This window comes from Massilibacteroides sp. (genome assembly GCF_028705895.1).
In the GTDB taxonomy this organism is placed as follows: domain Bacteria; phylum Bacteroidota; class Bacteroidia; order Bacteroidales; family Tannerellaceae; genus Massilibacteroides.
In genome coordinates this window covers 41,680-58,433 of record NZ_JAQWCQ010000018.1, presented here as the reverse complement: position 1 = coordinate 58,433, position 16,754 = coordinate 41,680, and the positions used below count along the sequence as shown (strand labels likewise).

The 16,754-nt window shown below is 39.0% G+C and carries 19 protein-coding genes, 1 tRNA gene and 1 pseudogene; 11 read left to right on the top strand and 10 right to left on the bottom strand.

What is annotated here, in order from left to right; all coding sequences use genetic code 11:
* Positions 1-184, bottom strand: a pseudogene (locus tag PHT93_RS06625) (hypothetical protein); the annotation flags it as partial.
* Positions 185-342: 158 nt separating this feature from the next.
* On the bottom strand, positions 343-1,092 hold the full coding sequence (locus PHT93_RS06620) for an IS5 family transposase (protein WP_300240935.1): 750 nt from the start codon (positions 1,090-1,092) through the stop codon (positions 343-345).
* A 79-nt stretch (positions 1,093-1,171) separates the two neighbouring features.
* Between PHT93_RS06620 and PHT93_RS06615 the strand changes: the two genes are divergently transcribed.
* Both PHT93_RS06615 and PHT93_RS06610 read left to right on the top strand, forming a co-directional pair.
* Entirely contained in the window at positions 1,172-1,444 is a 273-nt protein-coding gene (locus PHT93_RS06615) for a hypothetical protein (RefSeq protein ID WP_300240932.1), read from the top strand.
* A 23-nt stretch (positions 1,445-1,467) separates the two neighbouring features.
* Positions 1,468-1,872: a YkvA family protein gene (locus PHT93_RS06610; RefSeq protein ID WP_300240929.1), complete on the top strand. Its 405-nt coding sequence runs from the start codon at positions 1,468-1,470 to the stop codon at positions 1,870-1,872.
* A 52-nt stretch (positions 1,873-1,924) separates the two neighbouring features.
* Here the strand turns inward: PHT93_RS06610 and PHT93_RS06605 are convergent.
* Positions 1,925-1,997, bottom strand: a tRNA-Trp gene (locus PHT93_RS06605).
* A 136-nt stretch (positions 1,998-2,133) separates the two neighbouring features.
* Here PHT93_RS06605 and PHT93_RS06600 point away from each other — a divergent pair.
* From PHT93_RS06600 to PHT93_RS06590, 3 genes are read left to right on the top strand one after another with little or no spacing between them, the layout of a single operon-like run.
* Positions 2,134-2,637, top strand: coding sequence for a hypothetical protein (locus PHT93_RS06600; protein WP_300240926.1), 504 nt, complete (start codon positions 2,134-2,136; stop codon positions 2,635-2,637).
* Positions 2,634-3,428, top strand: coding sequence for a hypothetical protein (locus tag PHT93_RS06595; RefSeq protein WP_300240923.1), 795 nt, complete (start codon positions 2,634-2,636; stop codon positions 3,426-3,428). Before PHT93_RS06600 ends, PHT93_RS06595 begins: the two co-directional genes overlap by 4 nt.
* A complete protein-coding gene (locus PHT93_RS06590; RefSeq protein ID WP_300240921.1) occupies positions 3,425-4,093 on the top strand; it encodes a hypothetical protein in 669 nt (222 codons plus the stop codon). The genes PHT93_RS06595 and PHT93_RS06590 overlap by 4 nt, the downstream gene beginning before the upstream one ends.
* A 2-nt stretch (positions 4,094-4,095) precedes the next feature.
* On the opposite strand, the gene PHT93_RS06585 is transcribed toward PHT93_RS06590, so the two are convergent.
* Positions 4,096-4,680: a uracil-DNA glycosylase family protein gene (locus PHT93_RS06585; protein ID WP_300240917.1), complete on the bottom strand. Its 585-nt coding sequence runs from the start codon at positions 4,678-4,680 to the stop codon at positions 4,096-4,098.
* A gap of 120 nt (positions 4,681-4,800) precedes the next feature.
* Between PHT93_RS06585 and PHT93_RS06580 the strand changes: the two genes are divergently transcribed.
* Genes PHT93_RS06580 through PHT93_RS06570 form a run of 3 tightly spaced genes read left to right on the top strand, consistent with a single transcriptional unit; the run spans position 4,801 to position 7,238 of the window.
* On the top strand, positions 4,801-5,430 hold the full coding sequence (locus tag PHT93_RS06580) for a hypothetical protein (RefSeq protein WP_300240915.1): 630 nt from the start codon (positions 4,801-4,803) through the stop codon (positions 5,428-5,430).
* A 50-nt stretch (positions 5,431-5,480) separates the two neighbouring features.
* On the top strand, positions 5,481-6,230 hold the full coding sequence (locus PHT93_RS06575) for a tyrosine-protein phosphatase (protein WP_300240913.1): 750 nt from the start codon (positions 5,481-5,483) through the stop codon (positions 6,228-6,230).
* A gap of 51 nt (positions 6,231-6,281) precedes the next feature.
* A complete protein-coding gene (locus PHT93_RS06570) occupies positions 6,282-7,238 on the top strand; it encodes a TIGR01212 family radical SAM protein (RefSeq protein WP_300240911.1) in 957 nt (318 codons plus the stop codon).
* Here PHT93_RS06570 and PHT93_RS06565 read toward each other — a convergent pair.
* On the bottom strand, positions 7,201-7,686 hold the full coding sequence (locus PHT93_RS06565) for a DUF4251 domain-containing protein (protein ID WP_300240909.1): 486 nt from the start codon (positions 7,684-7,686) through the stop codon (positions 7,201-7,203). The genes PHT93_RS06570 and PHT93_RS06565 overlap by 38 nt on opposite strands.
* 200 nt (positions 7,687-7,886) lie before the next feature.
* On the opposite strand from PHT93_RS06565, the gene PHT93_RS06560 reads away from it, so the two are divergent.
* The 3 genes from PHT93_RS06560 to gldH all read left to right on the top strand — a co-directional run bounded on the left by PHT93_RS06560 (position 7,887) and on the right by gldH (position 11,046).
* A complete protein-coding gene (locus PHT93_RS06560; protein WP_300240907.1) occupies positions 7,887-8,981 on the top strand; it encodes an aminoglycoside phosphotransferase family protein in 1,095 nt (364 codons plus the stop codon).
* Positions 8,982-9,221: 240 nt separating this feature from the next.
* The gene (ricT, locus tag PHT93_RS06555; protein WP_300240942.1) at positions 9,222-10,556 is read left to right on the top strand and encodes a regulatory iron-sulfur-containing complex subunit RicT; all 1,335 of its coding nucleotides are present in this window, start codon (positions 9,222-9,224) and stop codon (positions 10,554-10,556) included.
* Positions 10,525-11,046 (top strand): gliding motility lipoprotein GldH, encoded by a 522-nt coding sequence (gene gldH, locus PHT93_RS06550; RefSeq protein WP_300240904.1) that lies wholly within the window; start codon positions 10,525-10,527, stop codon positions 11,044-11,046. Before ricT ends, gldH begins: the two co-directional genes overlap by 32 nt.
* Here gldH and rodA read toward each other — a convergent pair.
* The 5 genes from rodA to PHT93_RS06525 form a co-directional block, all read right to left on the bottom strand.
* Positions 11,006-12,451 (bottom strand): rod shape-determining protein RodA, encoded by a 1,446-nt coding sequence (rodA, locus tag PHT93_RS06545; protein WP_300240902.1) that lies wholly within the window; start codon positions 12,449-12,451, stop codon positions 11,006-11,008. The genes gldH and rodA overlap by 41 nt on opposite strands.
* The gene (mrdA, locus tag PHT93_RS06540) at positions 12,441-14,294 is read right to left on the bottom strand and encodes a penicillin-binding protein 2 (protein ID WP_300240900.1); all 1,854 of its coding nucleotides are present in this window, start codon (positions 14,292-14,294) and stop codon (positions 12,441-12,443) included. Before mrdA ends, rodA begins: the two co-directional genes overlap by 11 nt.
* The gene (gene mreD, locus PHT93_RS06535) at positions 14,284-14,802 is read right to left on the bottom strand and encodes a rod shape-determining protein MreD (protein ID WP_300240898.1); all 519 of its coding nucleotides are present in this window, start codon (positions 14,800-14,802) and stop codon (positions 14,284-14,286) included. The genes mrdA and mreD overlap by 11 nt, the downstream gene beginning before the upstream one ends.
* A complete protein-coding gene (gene mreC, locus PHT93_RS06530) occupies positions 14,795-15,652 on the bottom strand; it encodes a rod shape-determining protein MreC (RefSeq protein ID WP_300240896.1) in 858 nt (285 codons plus the stop codon). Before mreC ends, mreD begins: the two co-directional genes overlap by 8 nt.
* A gap of 79 nt (positions 15,653-15,731) precedes the next feature.
* A complete protein-coding gene (locus PHT93_RS06525) occupies positions 15,732-16,751 on the bottom strand; it encodes a rod shape-determining protein (protein WP_300240893.1) in 1,020 nt (339 codons plus the stop codon).
* Positions 16,752-16,754: the final 3 nt, after the last annotated feature.

Here is a 16,754-nt window from a genome sequence, read left to right as displayed (position 1 = left end):
CCGCATTCTTAACCAAGCGGGCGTAACGATTGGAGTCCCGCTGGTCTTTCTCCGACTGAATCAGTAGTTTTAGTCCGTCACTAAGAGAAAGCTCATACACTCTTCTGGTTTCTTCCAGCGTTTGGAGGCATCCGGCCATACCGGATAACTTGAGGCGCATTAATTCTGTTTTGATTTGTTCCATGTAAATACGGTATTAATGAATTTGATTATTGTAATAGTGCTTTCCACGGATATTTTGATGGGAAGCACGCTTTTGCTCTCTGCTGCTGCTTATGTCTTCTTGTTCTTCGCTTAGCTCATATGCCTTGTTTTCAATGATCTTCTGTAGAGACTTGCTGCTTAACAGATCGCATTCCAGCGCATAGAGACAAGCTTTTTCAAAGACGACAGGAGGTGTTTTTCTTTGCAGGGAGAATAACCCGTCACATTTTTGTGAATAGGTCTGAAGCCTTGCTCTTTATAAGCGCTTACCACAACCTGGATCAGATAGCCAAACTTATTCTTCACGCTTTCAATCAATTCACCTCTATATCCTCCGTCAGCGAAGAGAACTTTTACTCCCGAACAAAGCTCTTTCAATACACGCATAAGTAAATATGCCGCTTTGCTATCATGGATGTTAGCAATTGTAACCATAACAGCTATAAGAAAATCATTCTTATCAACCACCACATGACGCTTTATACCTTTGATTTTCTTATTCCCATCTATTCCATTCAAGGAATAATTATTACCCCGTTTGATACTTTGACTATCTATGATTCCAAGGCTTGGTTCCCTGTTTTGCTGTTGTTTTACACGTATGTCTCCACGTAATTGCTCAAGCAATAAGTCAAAAACATCAAGAGAGGACCTCTTCCTGTAATAGTAATAGACGGATTCCCATTTAGGAAAGTACTTGGGAAGCATACGCCATTGACAACCAGTCTTTACTAAATAGAAGATCGCATTCCAAATCATGCGTAAATCATATTTTCGTTTCCTTGATCCTTTCAAATCCAATACTTTTGTTATATATTGCCACTCTGTTTCCGTTATATTAGTCTGATACATCTTTATTCTTAGTTTCGTCACTTCAAATAAAGTCATGTGAAGACTAATACGGAAACATTCTTAACCTTTTATTTCTATAAAATTTAAACAGGCTCTTAATATTCGTTTTAAAAAGGTGAACTTCAGAAGTAATGTGAAATTAAACGATGAGCTTAGAAGGATGCGGTTTGAGTATGTGGGTTCGGAAAAGAAAGTATATACCGAAAAGGAACGGTTGAAAAGGATTATTAACTATGTTGCAGCTAAGGGGAGTATTCAGAGCTCGCGTTGCATGGGACTGAATGTTTGTTCTCGTTATGTTGCGCTTAAGGATTTGAATACTTTAGTTCGTTCCGGACAGCTTGTTCGGCATGGGAATAAGGCATCAACAATTTATCTGAGTCAATAATTAAAGATGAAATTTAATTGTTTATGGGGAAATATTCAGAAGAAAATGCGAAAGCAGAGTTAGAACGAAGAAAGAAAAAGTTTTCAGAGGAGGATGTAAAACGAGTTATTGACAAAGAGAAAGAGATTGAGTCTAAATTCAAGACTCAAAACAAATTGACTCAGTTTACAAATGATTTTAAGGTCATATTTGCCATGATCAATGATTATTATCATGGCAGATATAAGGAGGTTCCTTGGTATGTTATTACGGCTGCGGGAGCAGCGCTGCTCTACGTACTTTCTCCAATGGATCTGATTTTCGATTTTATTCCTATCGGAGGGTATATTGATGATGCGGCTGTATTTTTATTTTGCATGAATCAGATAAGGGGAGAGATTGAGAAATATAAGGTCTGGAAGGAATATGAAATGCCTTCTTCTGAATAAATCTCATTTTGTTTTTATATTGTATTAATAAAAAAGAGGAGTACGCCTGAAGCACGGAAGGAGAGGCTCGAACTCCCGACACCTGGTTTTGGAGACCAGTGCTCTACCAACTGAGCTACTTCCGTATTGCGGCTGCAAAGATAATCGTTTTTTCGAATTTTATTTAAAGTTGCCTAAGTATTAGGCAGCTTTTTTTATGCTTTATGCATCTTCTTTTGTAGAAACTCAGAGTATGTTACTTAACCCTAATTAATTAAGAGTATGATAAAAAAAGCCAAACAATTATTACCAATCCTTCTTTTAGGTGGTACTTTACTAATCGGAACCTCGTCTTCGGGGGATGAGAGATGGGAAGGAGATTATGTTCCGGTATTTATGAAGCGAACAGAATTGGAAAAATCAGTTTTCTTTAATGAAGAAAGCAGAGACTTGAAAAACCCCGGAAAAATTTACACTAAAGATCACTACATCTTTATTAATGAAAAGTACAAAGGTATTCATGTAATCGACAATACGACTCCGGCATCTCCTAAACAAATAGGTTTTATTGTTGCACCGGGCTGCATAGACATGGCAATCAAGGGAAGCACGTTGTATCTTGACAATGCGGTGGATCTGGTTGCTTTTAATCTGGAAACGAGAACAGTTACTGAACGTATTCCTTTCGTTTTTCCAGAACCACTCTCTCCTCAGAATTATAGCTATTATGGGGATCGGAAGGATGATTTGATTTTAGTAGGATGGAATAAAAGAGAAATCAGATGATGAAAAATAATATAAGAATACGATTTATTGCATTTATAATGTTAAGTGCATTTTTCTCTGCGTGTAGTTCAGAAAGTGACGGGTTTTATTCCCCAGATGGTTCTTCAGGTAAAGGAGGCTCTATGGCACGATTTACAATTAGCGGGGATTATCTATATACAGTGGATCAGCAGAACTTAAAGCTTTTTGACGTTTCCGACGCGAACTCGCCGAGATATTTACCGGGTAAAGACCAAAATCTAACCTTTGGAATTGAGACTATTTCAACAAGAGATACTTTATTGCTTATCGGTTCTCAGGACGGGCTTTATATATTCAACATCAAACGTCCGGCATTTCCAAACTTTCTTTCTCACACGCAACACTTCAGAAGTTGCGATCCGGTTGTGGCATCAGGGAATTATGCGTATGTTACATTAAACACAGCAGGATCCTGGTGTGGAGGTTCATCCAATGTATTGGATATTTATGATATTACAGATCCGACAAATCCTCTTCTACAGGCAACTTTTCAACTCAATGTTCCTAAAGGGCTTGGGATAGACGGCAATAAATTATTTATCTGTGAAAAGTCTGCCGGCATCAAAGTTTTTGACATTTCAGACCCCATTAATCCGGCATGGATAGATGACCTAAGTTACATTCCCGAGATGCAGAATATAGACACATATGATGTCATTCCGATGAACGGGATATTATTGGTCAGTGCAAAGGGTGGTTTTTATCAGTTAGACTATACCGGCGAGGAGATGAAGTTCGTTAGTAAAATAGAAGTGAAAGGAGAATCATGATGAATAGTCTGTTAAAAACAACATTTACAATCTTCTTGGTTTTGATAGTGGGAACAGGCTGCCTTCATGCGCAGAAAAAAGAGGTCAGCTATCCTAAATACATTATATCAACCAAGCCCTCTCTTCTGTTTGATGGCGAATATAAGTTAAGTTTTGAAAAGCAGTTACATTCTGACAGACAATGGATTGGTGTGGGGATTTCCGGTTTTTTCCTACCCGAGAAAACGAGGGAAACCTGGGAAACCAGAAATACGATTGATTATAATAGTTATCTGAAATCACTTAAAGGAGCAGGACTTGACCTAACGTATAAATATTATTTCATTCCGGGAGTTATGTATGCGGGAGGTGATTTGTTTTACGGTTATTATCAAACGAAGTACGATGGTCAGACGATTCATAAATACGAGGAGGACGGTTTAACATTCTATGAATATGGATTCGGAAAAGTAAACAAATACTTCAACCGAACAGCAGGAAATATTTATTTAGGAGTGGGTATCCCAATTTACAACAAGATATTTTTTGACACTTATATGGGTATAGGCTATACGCATAGTTTTTACAACGATGAAATTCCGATGTTCGATTCCATTTTCGGGTTTGGCTACAAAGGGCTTTATCCGGTATTGGGTCTCCGACTCGGCGTTACTTTAGGGAAATGATTTTATAGCATACCTAATTCATGAAACATTCCGGCATAACTTTTAGCCTTTTCTTCAACTGGTTTGGGATAAGCTCTTGAAGAAGAAGGCATCCGGAATAGTTTCATTTCTCTTCCCATAAACCCGAAACAGGTAAACTCACCTACAGCAGGTTCCTCTGCGGGTATTACAGTCAACAAGGTATCCATCGCTTTTTGTCCCGTTATCACAATAGCTTTACAATCCGGAATCCGGCTTAGCACATCGGCCGGATTAAAAGTAGTTACGACTTCCAGAAATTTATCCGAAGCATTATCTTTCAGACGAATTATCTCAACTGCCGTATCGCCAAGCGCAATTCCCCTTTCCGTACAGAATGCACGTACTCGCACTTCATCAAACGCTTTCTTTCCTTCTACTAAAAAGTGATTCTTATTATCAAAGAACAAATACCCCATAATCCGCCACATATCATTCTGTATGTTCGGATAATAAAAGTTCATACTCCAGCGCAACTGTGGAGGCGGAAAACTACCCAACATCAATATTTTTGCTTTTTCAGGAAGAAAAAAGCCTAATGGATGTTCTTCAGTTTCTTTTTTATTCATTTAATACCAGCTTTAAATCAAGATAGTCCCTAAGAATTCAGGGGAAGGACAAAGATATTGAAAAAATACTGTTAATTTTGTCCGCATCAATTGTATATATAAACTAACTTAACATATAACATGGGACTATTTTCCAAGATTTTCAAAAAACGAACAGAAGACACGGAACAACCTTCATCTAATCATACGGAAGAGTTTATGACACTTATTCGTGTTTATTATCAGGCAGTGATTGCTACTCAGCTTGGCATTACAAACCTGAATATGCTCCCCGACATGGCCTTGTTTAAGCGTATGCTGAAGATCCCAACGCAGGGAGGAAAACTCGGAGTGGCAGAAAAAGCAAGAGCGCGCAAGGTTTTAATGCAAGATTATGATTTGAGTGAAGATTTTTTCAAGGAAATAGATCGCTCTATTAAGAAAAACTGTAAAACACAGAACGACGTAAACGGTTATTTCTATAAATTTCAGGGATTCAACACCGAGTTGTTTGCTGTTATGGAGAAGATGATGAATATTCGTTTCCGACTGTCGATGCTTTTTAACGGCATGCTGCGCAAAAGCGTAAATAAAGCCATACATAAAATTCTGACTCAATCGGAATGGAGTGATATTTCCATACAAAAAGCAGCCTGGAGTGTTCGTAAGTACCAGGAATCTCTTGGATACTCGGAACAATGGATTTCAGATTTTGTCTATCAGGTTTTTGTTTTAGCAAAGAAAGATAACACAAAAAAGAAAAAAGCTTGATCTAAGCTTTAGAGACTTATCTGAAACTTAAATTCATTATCTTATCACTTATGTTTAACTCGTGTTCTTATAAAAACGATCCCGCCGAAGAGCCGTCACGTATTCTTCCAATAGAAGGAGCTTATAATGTTCGTGATTTAGGCGGATATCAGGCAGCTGATAACAAAACGGTCAAGTGGAAAAAGGTAATCCGATCCGGGGATCTGAACTTATTGACAGATAAAGATCTTGTTTGCTTTGAGGCTATACCGTTAAAATCCTATGTTGATTTTCGTCATTCGGAAGAAATACGATCTGCTCCGGACAAATATCCAGTATCTATAATAAATCAGTTTCATTTACCTGTTGAAACCGGAAATATTCTTTCTTTTCAAAAAATGACTCCTGAGTTTGCTGAAACGGCATTGGTGGATATTAATAAATATTTTGTGAGAGAGAGTCAGAATACTTATAAAAGGTTTTTTGAGATATTAATGGATGGCGAAAAATCTCCGCTCCTATTCCACTGTTCGGCCGGTAAAGACAGGACAGGATTTGCTGCAGCTCTGTTTCTCGCTTCTCTCGGTGTTGACCGGGAGACTATTATTAATGATTATCTACTCACGAATGAATGTCTGAAAGATAAATATGCAGATTTGACAGCCCGTATGCCTATATTAAAGCCATTGTTTGAGGTACGCCAAGAATACATACTTGGGGCATTCGACGTAATTGACAATGAATATGGAGGAATGGAGAAATACCTGACAAATCAGTTGGGGGTTGATCTGAATCGAATGCGGGAATTATATACTGAATAGTTTTTGCATTCGGAACATTGTATTTAAGCTGCAGAAACTTATCTTTGTGTCGTGGCAGAAGAGATTAAACGATACAATGATTTCGGGGATTTCCTGAAAAAAACATTTCCCTATAAGGTTCAGAAAATTTCAGTAAATGCGGGCTTTACCTGTCCCAATCGAGACGGAACAAAAGGACGCGGAGGATGTACCTATTGCAATAATCAGACGTTCAGTCCGGAATATTGTCATACTGAAAAAGGAGTAGGAGAACAATTAGATGAAGGGGTTACCTTCTTCTCCCGGAAATATGCAGACATGAAATATCTTGCCTATTTTCAGGCTTATACTAACACATATGAACGTTTCGACAAACTAATCCCCAAATACGAAGAGGCGCTCTCCTATCCGAATGTGGCCGGATTAATCATCGGTACGCGTCCTGATTGTATGCCGGAAGAATTGCTTTGCTATTTTGCCGAACTGGCAAAGAAGAAATTTCTGATGATTGAATATGGATTGGAAAGCACATTAGACCGTACATTGGAATTGATTAATCGCGGTCATACCCATGCAGAGTCTGAAGAAGCGATACGTAGAACAGCTGCTAAAGGAATCTATACCGGGGCGCACATGATATTGGGATTGCCGGGTGAAAGCAGAGAAGAAATAATACATCATGCAGAGGTTTTATCAGCATTACCGCTGACAACTCTCAAACTTCACCAATTGCAGTTAATACGTCACACAAAGATGGCATACGATTTTTCAAAGAAACCGGAAGATTTCCACCTCTATGACGTAGATGAGTACATTGATCTGGTCATCGATTTTATTGAAAAATTAAACCCCTCTATTATTGTAGAGAGGTTTGTATCTCAATCTCCAAAGGAACTACTGATTGCTCCCGACTGGGGATTAAAAAACTATGAATTTACAGCAAAAGTCCATAAGCGACTTGCGGAGAGAGAAACGTTTCAGGGTCGTTTGTTTACTCCTCCTTCAGCAGGATATCCCCATGATAAGTAATGCTTTGACGATTTACGGGCTGTACAAAGATCGTAGCCGTACCATTTAAATAAACTTCTATTCTGAACTCATATCGATCTTCATCGGAACGAGAAGTAAACGTAATGGTTGCTTTATCCTTTTTATCATAGGCCATTTTATAATCCGTCACCGGTTCTTTAAACATCAAGCCACTGCCTCCTCCATATGGAACTGAATATGCTCGCCCATAATAAGGAAGGTGTGAGTAAATAGAGTCTCCTTTTATTTCAACACTGTACGAAGAAGTCAGATTAACGGAACGGCCACTCATCGGCAGTGCCCGATCAACATCTATGGTATAATTACCGGCATCAATTAATTCTTTAATTAGCCGGGCTTTTTCTTCTTTCTTTTCCTGAGCAAACAGGGATTGTCCTCCAAAAAGAGAGACAATCCCCAGCATAATTAAAAACCTACTAATCTTCATAATCTTAAAAACTAAAAACACCAATCTTTATATATATAAGACAATCAGAAAGTAAAAGGTTTAATCCGAAAGCTTAAATAATTAAAAAAAAGGATGATATACGGATATCGGGATATTATATTTCACCGATCTGTTCTTAAATAAGAAAGCCTTTTGTTATTTTTGCGAATTAAGTAATAGCTTAACTTAAACAAAATACCATGTCTAAAACAAAAGAACAGTACGTAGAAATCCTTTCCCACTTTCCGATAGAAGGTTCGGTAGAGGTTATTGAGCCGTTTGGAAACGGACACATTAATGACACACTGAAAGTTGTAACCGATTCAGGAGAAATAAGGTACATCCTGCAACGTGTCAACCATCATATATTCACGAATGTGGATATGCTTCAGGGGAATATCGATAAAGTAACTAAGCATATTCGTAAAAAGTTAGAGGAACATGGTGAGAAAGATATAGATCGTAAGGTCTTGACTTTCCTGCCTACTAAAGATGGGAAATTATATTATTACGATGGTGAAAACTATTGGCGTGTATGTTTGTTTATCCCTCGCAGCCGGAGTTTTGAAGAAATCACTCCTGAACTTTCGTATGAAGCGGGTAAAGCATTCGGAGACTTCCAGTTTATGTTGTCTGATTTACCGGAAGGTGCGCTTGGTGAAACGATTCCTAATTTTCACAACATGGAATTCAGGCTTCAACAATTTCATGATGCGATCAAAGAAAATGCAGCCGGCCGTTTAAATGAAGTTCAATCTTTAGTAGATGAAATCGAGAAACGGGCTAAAGCGATGTGTATTCAGGAGGAATTATATCGCGAAGGCAAATTGAAGAAACGGACAAACCATTGTGATACTAAAGTAAACAACATCTTGTTCGATGAAAACGGCAAGGTCTTATGTGTTATTGATTTAGACACGGTTATGCCCGGTTTCGTATTGTCTGACATAGGTGACTTTATCCGTACAGGAGCTAATGCGGGAGCTGAAGATGATGAAAATCTTGATCGTGTGTATGTGAACATGGATATTTTCAAAGCTTATACGCGTGGATATATGGAAACAGCAAAAGCATTCCTCACTCCAATCGAGATCAGCATGTTGCCTTATGGAGGGAGGTTATTAACTTATATGCAGACGGTACGTTTCCTGACTGATTATATAAACGGAGATACGTATTATAAAATTCATAGTCCGAAACATAATCTTATCCGGACTAAGGCGCAGTTTAAACTATTGCAAAGTCTTGAAGAACATGCCGTTGAAATGGAAGATTTCATGAAAGAATGGTTATAATATCTTTACTTTTATAGAAAAAGAGATCGCAGATTCCTTCTTACAAAGAAGAAAAACAATCCCAACAAACTTAAATACAAGTTGTTGGGATTGTTTTGTTTTAGACTCCGACAACACGTTTTCAGTAAACATCATACCACGTAATACAAATTATTGACTAATTTTGTATATTCAACATATACTATATATATTTTTTATACAAAACAAATGGAATTCAAACAATATAGAAGCTGTTGCGGCATGAGTGGTAAAGGATGCTGCAAAAAGCAAGATCATAAATTAAATACTTACGACTGGCTGTGTGATGTTCCGGATGCAGAAAAGGCGACGGACTTCATTGAAGTGCAGTTTAAGAATACCAGAAAAGGGTATTACCTGAACAGTTCTAAACTATCTTTAGTAAAAGGAGATGTGGTTGCCGTAGAAGCCAGTCCCGGACATGATATCGGCACGGTGACTCTGACGGGAAAGCTTGTCACCTTACAGATGAAAAAAAATAATGTCCGCGTTCCGGAAGAAGCAGAAGCAAAGAAGGTTTACCGCTTGGCAAAACCCACCGACATTGAAAAATACAATGAAGCCAAAGCGAAAGAAGATGCTACGATGATCCGTTCACGACAGATTGCTGCTGAATTAGGGTTAAATATGAAAATCGGAGATGTCGAATATCAGGGAGATGGCAATAAAGCCATTTTTTATTATATAGCGGATGAGCGCGTAGATTTCCGTCAACTAATCAAAGTATTAGCCGAGAATTTCAGAGTACGTATAGAAATGAAACAAATCGGAGCGCGTCAGGAAGCGGGAAGAATTGGTGGGATAGGCCCTTGCGGACGCGAACTCTGTTGCTCCAAATGGATGACAAGCTTTGTTTCGGTAGCAACCGGAGCTGCTCGTTATCAGGATATTTCAATGAATCCGCAAAAGCTGGCCGGCCAGTGTGCCAAATTAAAATGCTGTCTCAACTATGAAGTGGATGCTTATGTAGAGGCGCAGAAGCGATTACCTTCGCGTGAAGTCGTACTGGAGACAAAAGATAATTCATATTATCATTTTAAAACAGATATATTCAAACGTGAGATTACCTACTCAACGGATAAATCTTTTGCGGCCAACTTAGTCACAATACCGGCAAATCGTGCTTTTGACATTATCAACATGAATAAAAAAGGGAATAAGCCGGTTGCCTTAGAAGCCGATGCTAAACCTCAGCCCCCGAAACGGGATGCCATGGACATTCTCGGGCAAGATAGTGTAACTCGCTTTGATTCTTCCACACCTAAAAAGAAGAAAAAGAAAAACAAGAATAAATCGCCGGAAAGTAAAGAAAACGGAGAAGCGCCGTCAACAACTTTAGCTCCTCCTATAAAAGTAAAGCAAAGACCTCAGAAGCCTCAAAAGGAAGGGGAGTCCGTTGAAGAAGGCAAGGAAAACGGAAATGGGAAAAGTAAAAAGGCTCCGTTAAACAGAGGTAATCGTCCGAAACGAAGACCTGATGACAAAAGCGGAAAAGAGTTGAACAACAACAAACCTAAAACAAAGAATGCGCCATCTTCACCTGATCAGGAAAGTTAAGCAAACTGCTCTTCTATTGTTTATCGGAACGGTATTCTTTGCCTGTCAATACGATGTTCTCTATGATCAATATCAGATCATAGAGAATACCGTATGGGGAAAGGATAAAGAGTATTATTTTACATTCATGGTAAAAGATATTACAGTTCCCTATGACCTTACTTTAGAAATAAGAAACAATAATCAATATCCTTATCAGAATCTCTGGCTTTTCAGCAGTGAAGAACGGCCGGTAGGAACGATCAAAAGAGACACTATTGAGTGTATGCTTGCAGACGAGTTCGGTAAGTGGTATGGTAAAGGTATTTCTTTATTCCAATTAAGCATTCCTCTAAAGACAAATTATTATTTCACACATGAAGGGCAATATACCTTTAGTTTCAGACAGGGAATGCGAAATGACCAATTAAAAGGAATACAGGAGTTAGGGTTCAGAGTATCTAAATCAGTTAACGCTCCCGCCGCGACGAATCTAAACGAAGGAAAATAAAAAGAAGAATAGTAAATCCCAGAAACGAAGAGCCACCATAGCTAAAAAAAGGCAAAGGGATACCTATCACTGGAGTAAGTCCTAACACCATACCTACATTAATCACCAGGTGAAATAAAAAGATCGAGGCTACACTATAGCCATAGATGCGTGCGAAGTCCGTTTCTTGACGTTCGGCTAATTGTACTAACCGAATAATAAACGCTCCGAAAAGTAATATCACCAATGTAGAACCTACAAAACCTTGCTCCTCTCCTATTGTACAGAAAATAAAATCGGTATCTTGTTCGGGAACGTACTTCAATTTCGTCTGCGTACCATTGAGAAAGCCTTTCCCTGTCAATCCACCCGAACCAATTGCAATTTTAGATTGATTCACATTATAGCCTGCACCCGTCGGATCGTCCTCCAAGCCAAGTGAAACCTTTATGCGAACCTGCTGATGAGGTTCCAAAACGTTATTAAATACGTATTCAATAGAGAAAAGGAATAAGAGTGAGCCTAAAGCGAAGAAGGCGATCAGAGCATACTTCATCATCCAGGTTCGAATGGATAAATAAAGAAGATAACCGGCCAGTAAGAGGGTAAGTCCGAAGGCTATCCAATAGAAATTAACCGGAAGAAGAAACGAAATGCCGTATGCGAGAAGAAATGCAATAGCGATTACCCCTCCAAGCCAATACAACATATATTTTTTCCGGCTTGTGGTAATAGTCAGCAAAGCCGTAATAACCAAAATCATCACTGTTACAATCAATTCACCCAAAGGAGTTATCCCGACGACCACTTCAGAGAATTTCATATTTGTAACAAAAAACAAAACGGCACACAGACCTATCAGAAGAACTTTTCCGGACATCCCTTCTCGATATAACACCAGAAAGAAGGACAGATAAACAAGAGCTGAACCCGTTTCACGTTGCATAAGAATACAGAACATGGGTAAAAAGATCAGCAGTAACGTTGTGCTGAAATTCTTAAAGGTCATCAATTTGAAATTGTACTGCCCCATAAACTTAGCAACAGCTAAAGCCGTAGCAAATTTCGCAAACTCAGCGGGCTGTAAACGAATCGGGCCAAGGACTAACCAGGATTTTGAACCTTTTATTTCGGGGGCAAAAAATATGGTAGCAATCAGAAGTAGAATTATAATGAAATAAATCAGATAGCCAAAAACATCAAAAAGATCCTTTTCCAGCATCATAATAACAAAGATAATACCAACAGATAAGCCCATCCAGAGCAACTGAGAACCGGGACGTCCGGCAATATCAAACAAGCTCATACTGTCATACTCATAACTTGCTCCGCAAATACTGAACCATCCGGCAATAATCATCAACAAATAGAAGATGATGGTTATCCAGTCGATCGACTTCCATATGCTTGTTTTCCTAATATACATTTGTCGGAGTGATTACGGTGTTTTTTACATATTGTTCTATGTATAGGCTGGATTCGGGAATAGTTCCCTTCAGGTATTTTTCTAACATCAACCGTCCAATAGGTACAGCATAAGTAGCACCAAATCCGGCATTCTCTACGAAAACAGCAATTGCTACTTTCGGTTTATCATAAGGAGCATATCCCATAAAGACAGAATGGTCTTTCCCCTTGTTCTGAGAAGTTCCCGTTTTTCCGCAGACTTCAATATCCGGGATTGATGCTCCATAACAAGTTCCCGATAAGACCGCCATACGCATTCCCTCAGCAGTAATATCGTAATATTTATTGTCAATAGATGTATATCTTCTGTTTGTATAAAGAGTATCTAAAGACATATCTTGTATTCCTTTCACTACATGAGGTGTAATAAAATACCCTTTATTGGCAATAGTTGCTGCCAGATTACAAATCTGCAAAGGAGTAGCCAATATCTCTCCCTGCCCGATTGCATTTGATATAATTGTACTTGAATTCCACCTTTTCTTATATACCTTGTCGTACGTCATACTATTCGGAATATAGCCGCGATTCTCTCCCGGCAGATCTAATCCGAGTTTATAGCCATACCCCATAGATACAAGGTAATTTTTCCAAACCTCAAAAGCTTCCTGCACACTTGGATAACGTTTACGACTGTCTAACATATCGTGTAATCCCCAACAAAAATAAGAATTACAAGAGGTAGCCAAGGCACTAACAAGGTTAAGTGGAGATGCATGCCAGTGACAAGCCGGTTTACCGTTGCGATACGGATAACCATGCGCACAAGTATATAATGTTTGAGGCGTAATCACTTTTTCCTGAAGAAAGATAAGCCCCTGAGTTGGCTTAAATGTTGATGCCGGAGGATAAGCAGCCATAAATGCCCGTCCATAAAGAGGATTGTTCGGATCATTACTGAGTATTTTATGGTTTTTACCGCGTTCTCTACCGACTAATTTACCCGGATCAAAGGTTGGAGATGAAACCATACAAAGCACCTCTCCAGTGCTGGGTTCAATCATAACGATAGCTCCCAACTTATTTTGCATCAGTTGTTCTCCGTACGCCTGAAGATCAATGTCGATAGATAAAGTCAGATTTTTACCGGACACAGGATCCTGGTCATGCTTTCCCTCTTCATAACGTCCTTTAATACGTCCGTGAGCATCGCGAAGCAATATTTCGACACCTTTTTCACCCCGTAACTCTTTCTCATAGAAACGTTCCACACCTGTACGCCCCGTATTATCTCCGCGCACATAATATTCATCAGCTTCAATATCTTTTTTACTCACCTCGCTTACATTTCCCAGCACATGCGCAGCATACGGATACTCATACTCTCGAATCGTACGATTCTGAATATAAAAGCCAGGGAATTTATATAGTTTCTCCTGCAACGCACCATATTCCTGCGCTGACAGCTGATTCATAAAAACCTGAGGAACATAGGATGAATAACCGGGATTCTGTTTCCTGTCCTTTATCTCCTCTATCCGTTTTAGGAAAAGGTCTTTCGTTATCCCCAATATGCTACAGAAATCAGTCGTATCAAAAGGTTCAACTTCACGCATAATAAGCATAACATCGTAGGCAGGCTGATTATAGACCAACAACTTGCCGTTACGGTCATAAACCAATCCTCTTGACGGGTAAAGCGTTTTATTCAGAAATGCATTATTATCCGCCCAGGTCTTGTAATCATTGTCAAGAACCTGTAAATAAAACAGTCGGATTATAAAGATAACTACAACAATCACAATTGCTGCAATCAACACATATTGTCTGTCAGGAAGATTATATTTTGCTTTATTCTCCACTTTTAACGGCCTCCATATTAAAGGCTTCAACAATAGCTATCAGAATAACACTCAAGAGTGTACTGGAGAGAATACGCAGAATAAGGTATATAGGATCAAATAGTGTCAGAGATTCGACAAGAAATAAAACGATGTGATGTAATAATACAAAAGAAATCACATAGCGTAAAAATCCTCCTACGCCGAACACGCTATAGGAAGGATATGCCCCTTCAAGCAACTCTTTACCTATAAAAAAACGAATTAATCCCGATCTGAAGAATCCGACAAAAGTACAAGCAGCCGCATGCATTCCGGGAGTATTTGAAAAAGTATCTATTATCAGGCCTGTAGCAAATGAGATCAATAATAGATTCGACCGGGATATACCAACCGGAATCTTAATCAGGAAATAAAGATATAAAAAAGGAGTAGCTATCCTTAGATAGTGTATGTTATTCAGTATTAATATCTGTATTAACACAAAAATTACAAAATAAGCTATTCCTCTTATTATATTATTAATCATTTCGTCTCACCTCCTCTTGCAGAGTTTTTTGTTCCTTCTGTCTGTAATTGCGCAATACCCGAACATTGCTGAGCGATGAAAAATCAGTAAAAAGTTTCACTTCCAATGAAAAGTAATTATCGTCTTTTTCTTTTTCAAAAGAAGCAATTGTACCTACAATAATACCAGACGGGAAAATAGTCGAAAAGCCACTGGTAACAATAGTATCTCCCTGTACAAATTCGACGTGCCTCGGTAATTGTTCCAGATTAGCATATTGAATACTACGGCCGTTCCAGGTCATCGATCCAAAATAATTGCTCCCTTTTACCTTGCAGCTCAGATTAAATTTCGGATTAAGCACCGGAATTACGAGTGCCATATTATCAGACACCTTAGATACGACACCAACAACACCACGATCTGAAATAACACCCATGTCAGGAGCTATGCCATCGTTCTTTCCTTTATTAATGGTAATGTAGTTTGACACATAACTTATACTGTTATATATCACCCGCGCCATCACAAAGTCAAAAGGAAATAATTGTTCTGTCGAATCCGAAACAGCCCCTTTAAAAGAAACAGTATCCGCTTTCAGATCTTCAAGTTCCTCTTGCAACCTAAGCAAGTCCATCTCCATCTGGCTATTCTTCTCCGACAAATCACGATTTATCTCGCGAAGATTCATATAGGATATTACTGAACCCGAAATCGAAGCGATATGTCCGGTCACAACATTGGCTGAACTAAAGATTATATTCCTTTGATACGCATTATTTCTATAAACGAATACAAACGAGATAACCTCCAGTAAAATAAATAAGAACCAATGCCTTTTGCTGACTAAAAACTCGAGCAGTTTACGCATAACACCCTATTTTCAAACTGTCAACAACCGACAATCGACAGAATAGTACCACACTACTCCACAGTCAATTTATATCCGGTTATCGAATAAGGAAATTAAACTTATCTATATTCTTCAATGCAATACCTGTTCCCTTTGCCACTGCATGAAGTGGATCTTCCGCAATATGAAATTTGATATTAATCTTGTCAGTTAAGCGTTTATCCAAACCTCTCATCAAAGCACCACCTCCTGCCAGATAGATTCCATTGCGTACAATATCGGCATATAACTCAGGAGGGGTCTGTTCCAATGCACTTAAAATAGCAGCCTCCATCTTAGAAAAAGACTTTTCAAGACAGTGAGCTATTTCCTGATAAGAAACAGGCACTTCCATAGGTAAGGCAGTCATTTGGTTAGGTCCGTGTACAATATAATCTTCCGGCGGATTTTCCAACGACGTCAGTGCTGATCCAACATTGATCTTAATCAACTCTGCCGTTCGTTCACCCACTTTCACGTTATGTTGTCTGCGCATATATTCCATAATATCCGAAGTCAGATCATCACCGGCAATACGGATTGATTTGTTCGAAACAATACCGCCAAGTGAGATAACGGCAATTTCAGTTGTACCACCACCTATATCAACAATCATATTTCCTTCGGGCGCCTCAACATCTATTCCAATCCCGATTGCCGCAGCCATTGGCTCATAGATCATATACACCTCACGCCCACCGGCATGTTCTGCAGAATCGCGAACAGCACGAAGTTCCACTTCCGTACTTCCGGATGGAATACAAACAACAATCTTGAGTGAAGGAGAAAACCAACGTCCACGGGGATTGATCATCTTGATCATTCCTCGTATCATCTGTTCTGCAGCAAAGAAGTTGGCTATAACACCATCTCTTAGCGGACGTATCGTTTTTATATTTTCATGCGTCTTGCCGTGCATCTGTCGCGCCTTTTCGCCCACGGCCAGAACCTTATCAGTTCTTCTGTCTAAAGCGACAACGGAAGGCTCATCAACTACAATTTTTCCATTGGCAATAATTATAGTGTTGGCAGTTCCGAGATCCATCGCAATCTCTTGCGTAAAAGAGAATAATCCCATTGT

What these genes read in the sequence shown, in the direction of transcription:
- PHT93_RS06620 (WP_300240935.1), bottom strand. Translation starts at nt 1,092, where the DNA reads ATGACTTTATTTGAAGTGACGAAACTAAGAATAAAGATGTATCAGACT.
- PHT93_RS06610 (WP_300240929.1), top strand. Translation starts at nt 1,468, where the DNA reads ATGGGGAAATATTCAGAAGAAAATGCGAAAGCAGAGTTAGAACGAAGA.
- PHT93_RS06600 (WP_300240926.1), top strand. Translation starts at nt 2,134, where the DNA reads ATGATAAAAAAAGCCAAACAATTATTACCAATCCTTCTTTTAGGTGGT.
- PHT93_RS06595 (WP_300240923.1), top strand. Translation starts at nt 2,634, where the DNA reads ATGATGAAAAATAATATAAGAATACGATTTATTGCATTTATAATGTTA.
- PHT93_RS06590 (WP_300240921.1), top strand. Translation starts at nt 3,425, where the DNA reads ATGATGAATAGTCTGTTAAAAACAACATTTACAATCTTCTTGGTTTTG.
- PHT93_RS06585 (WP_300240917.1), bottom strand. Translation starts at nt 4,680, where the DNA reads ATGAATAAAAAAGAAACTGAAGAACATCCATTAGGCTTTTTTCTTCCT.
- PHT93_RS06580 (WP_300240915.1), top strand. Translation starts at nt 4,801, where the DNA reads ATGGGACTATTTTCCAAGATTTTCAAAAAACGAACAGAAGACACGGAA.
- PHT93_RS06575 (WP_300240913.1), top strand. Translation starts at nt 5,481, where the DNA reads ATGTTTAACTCGTGTTCTTATAAAAACGATCCCGCCGAAGAGCCGTCA.
- PHT93_RS06565 (WP_300240909.1), bottom strand. Translation starts at nt 7,686, where the DNA reads ATGAAGATTAGTAGGTTTTTAATTATGCTGGGGATTGTCTCTCTTTTT.
- PHT93_RS06560 (WP_300240907.1), top strand. Translation starts at nt 7,887, where the DNA reads ATGTCTAAAACAAAAGAACAGTACGTAGAAATCCTTTCCCACTTTCCG.
- ricT (WP_300240942.1), top strand. Translation starts at nt 9,222, where the DNA reads ATGAGTGGTAAAGGATGCTGCAAAAAGCAAGATCATAAATTAAATACT.
- gldH (WP_300240904.1), top strand. Translation starts at nt 10,525, where the DNA reads ATGCGCCATCTTCACCTGATCAGGAAAGTTAAGCAAACTGCTCTTCTA.
- rodA (WP_300240902.1), bottom strand. Translation starts at nt 12,451, where the DNA reads ATGTATATTAGGAAAACAAGCATATGGAAGTCGATCGACTGGATAACC.
- mreD (WP_300240898.1), bottom strand. Translation starts at nt 14,802, where the DNA reads ATGATTAATAATATAATAAGAGGAATAGCTTATTTTGTAATTTTTGTG.
- mreC (WP_300240896.1), bottom strand. Translation starts at nt 15,652, where the DNA reads ATGCGTAAACTGCTCGAGTTTTTAGTCAGCAAAAGGCATTGGTTCTTA.
- PHT93_RS06525 (WP_300240893.1), bottom strand. Translation starts at nt 16,751, where the DNA reads ATGGGATTATTCTCTTTTACGCAAGAGATTGCGATGGATCTCGGAACT.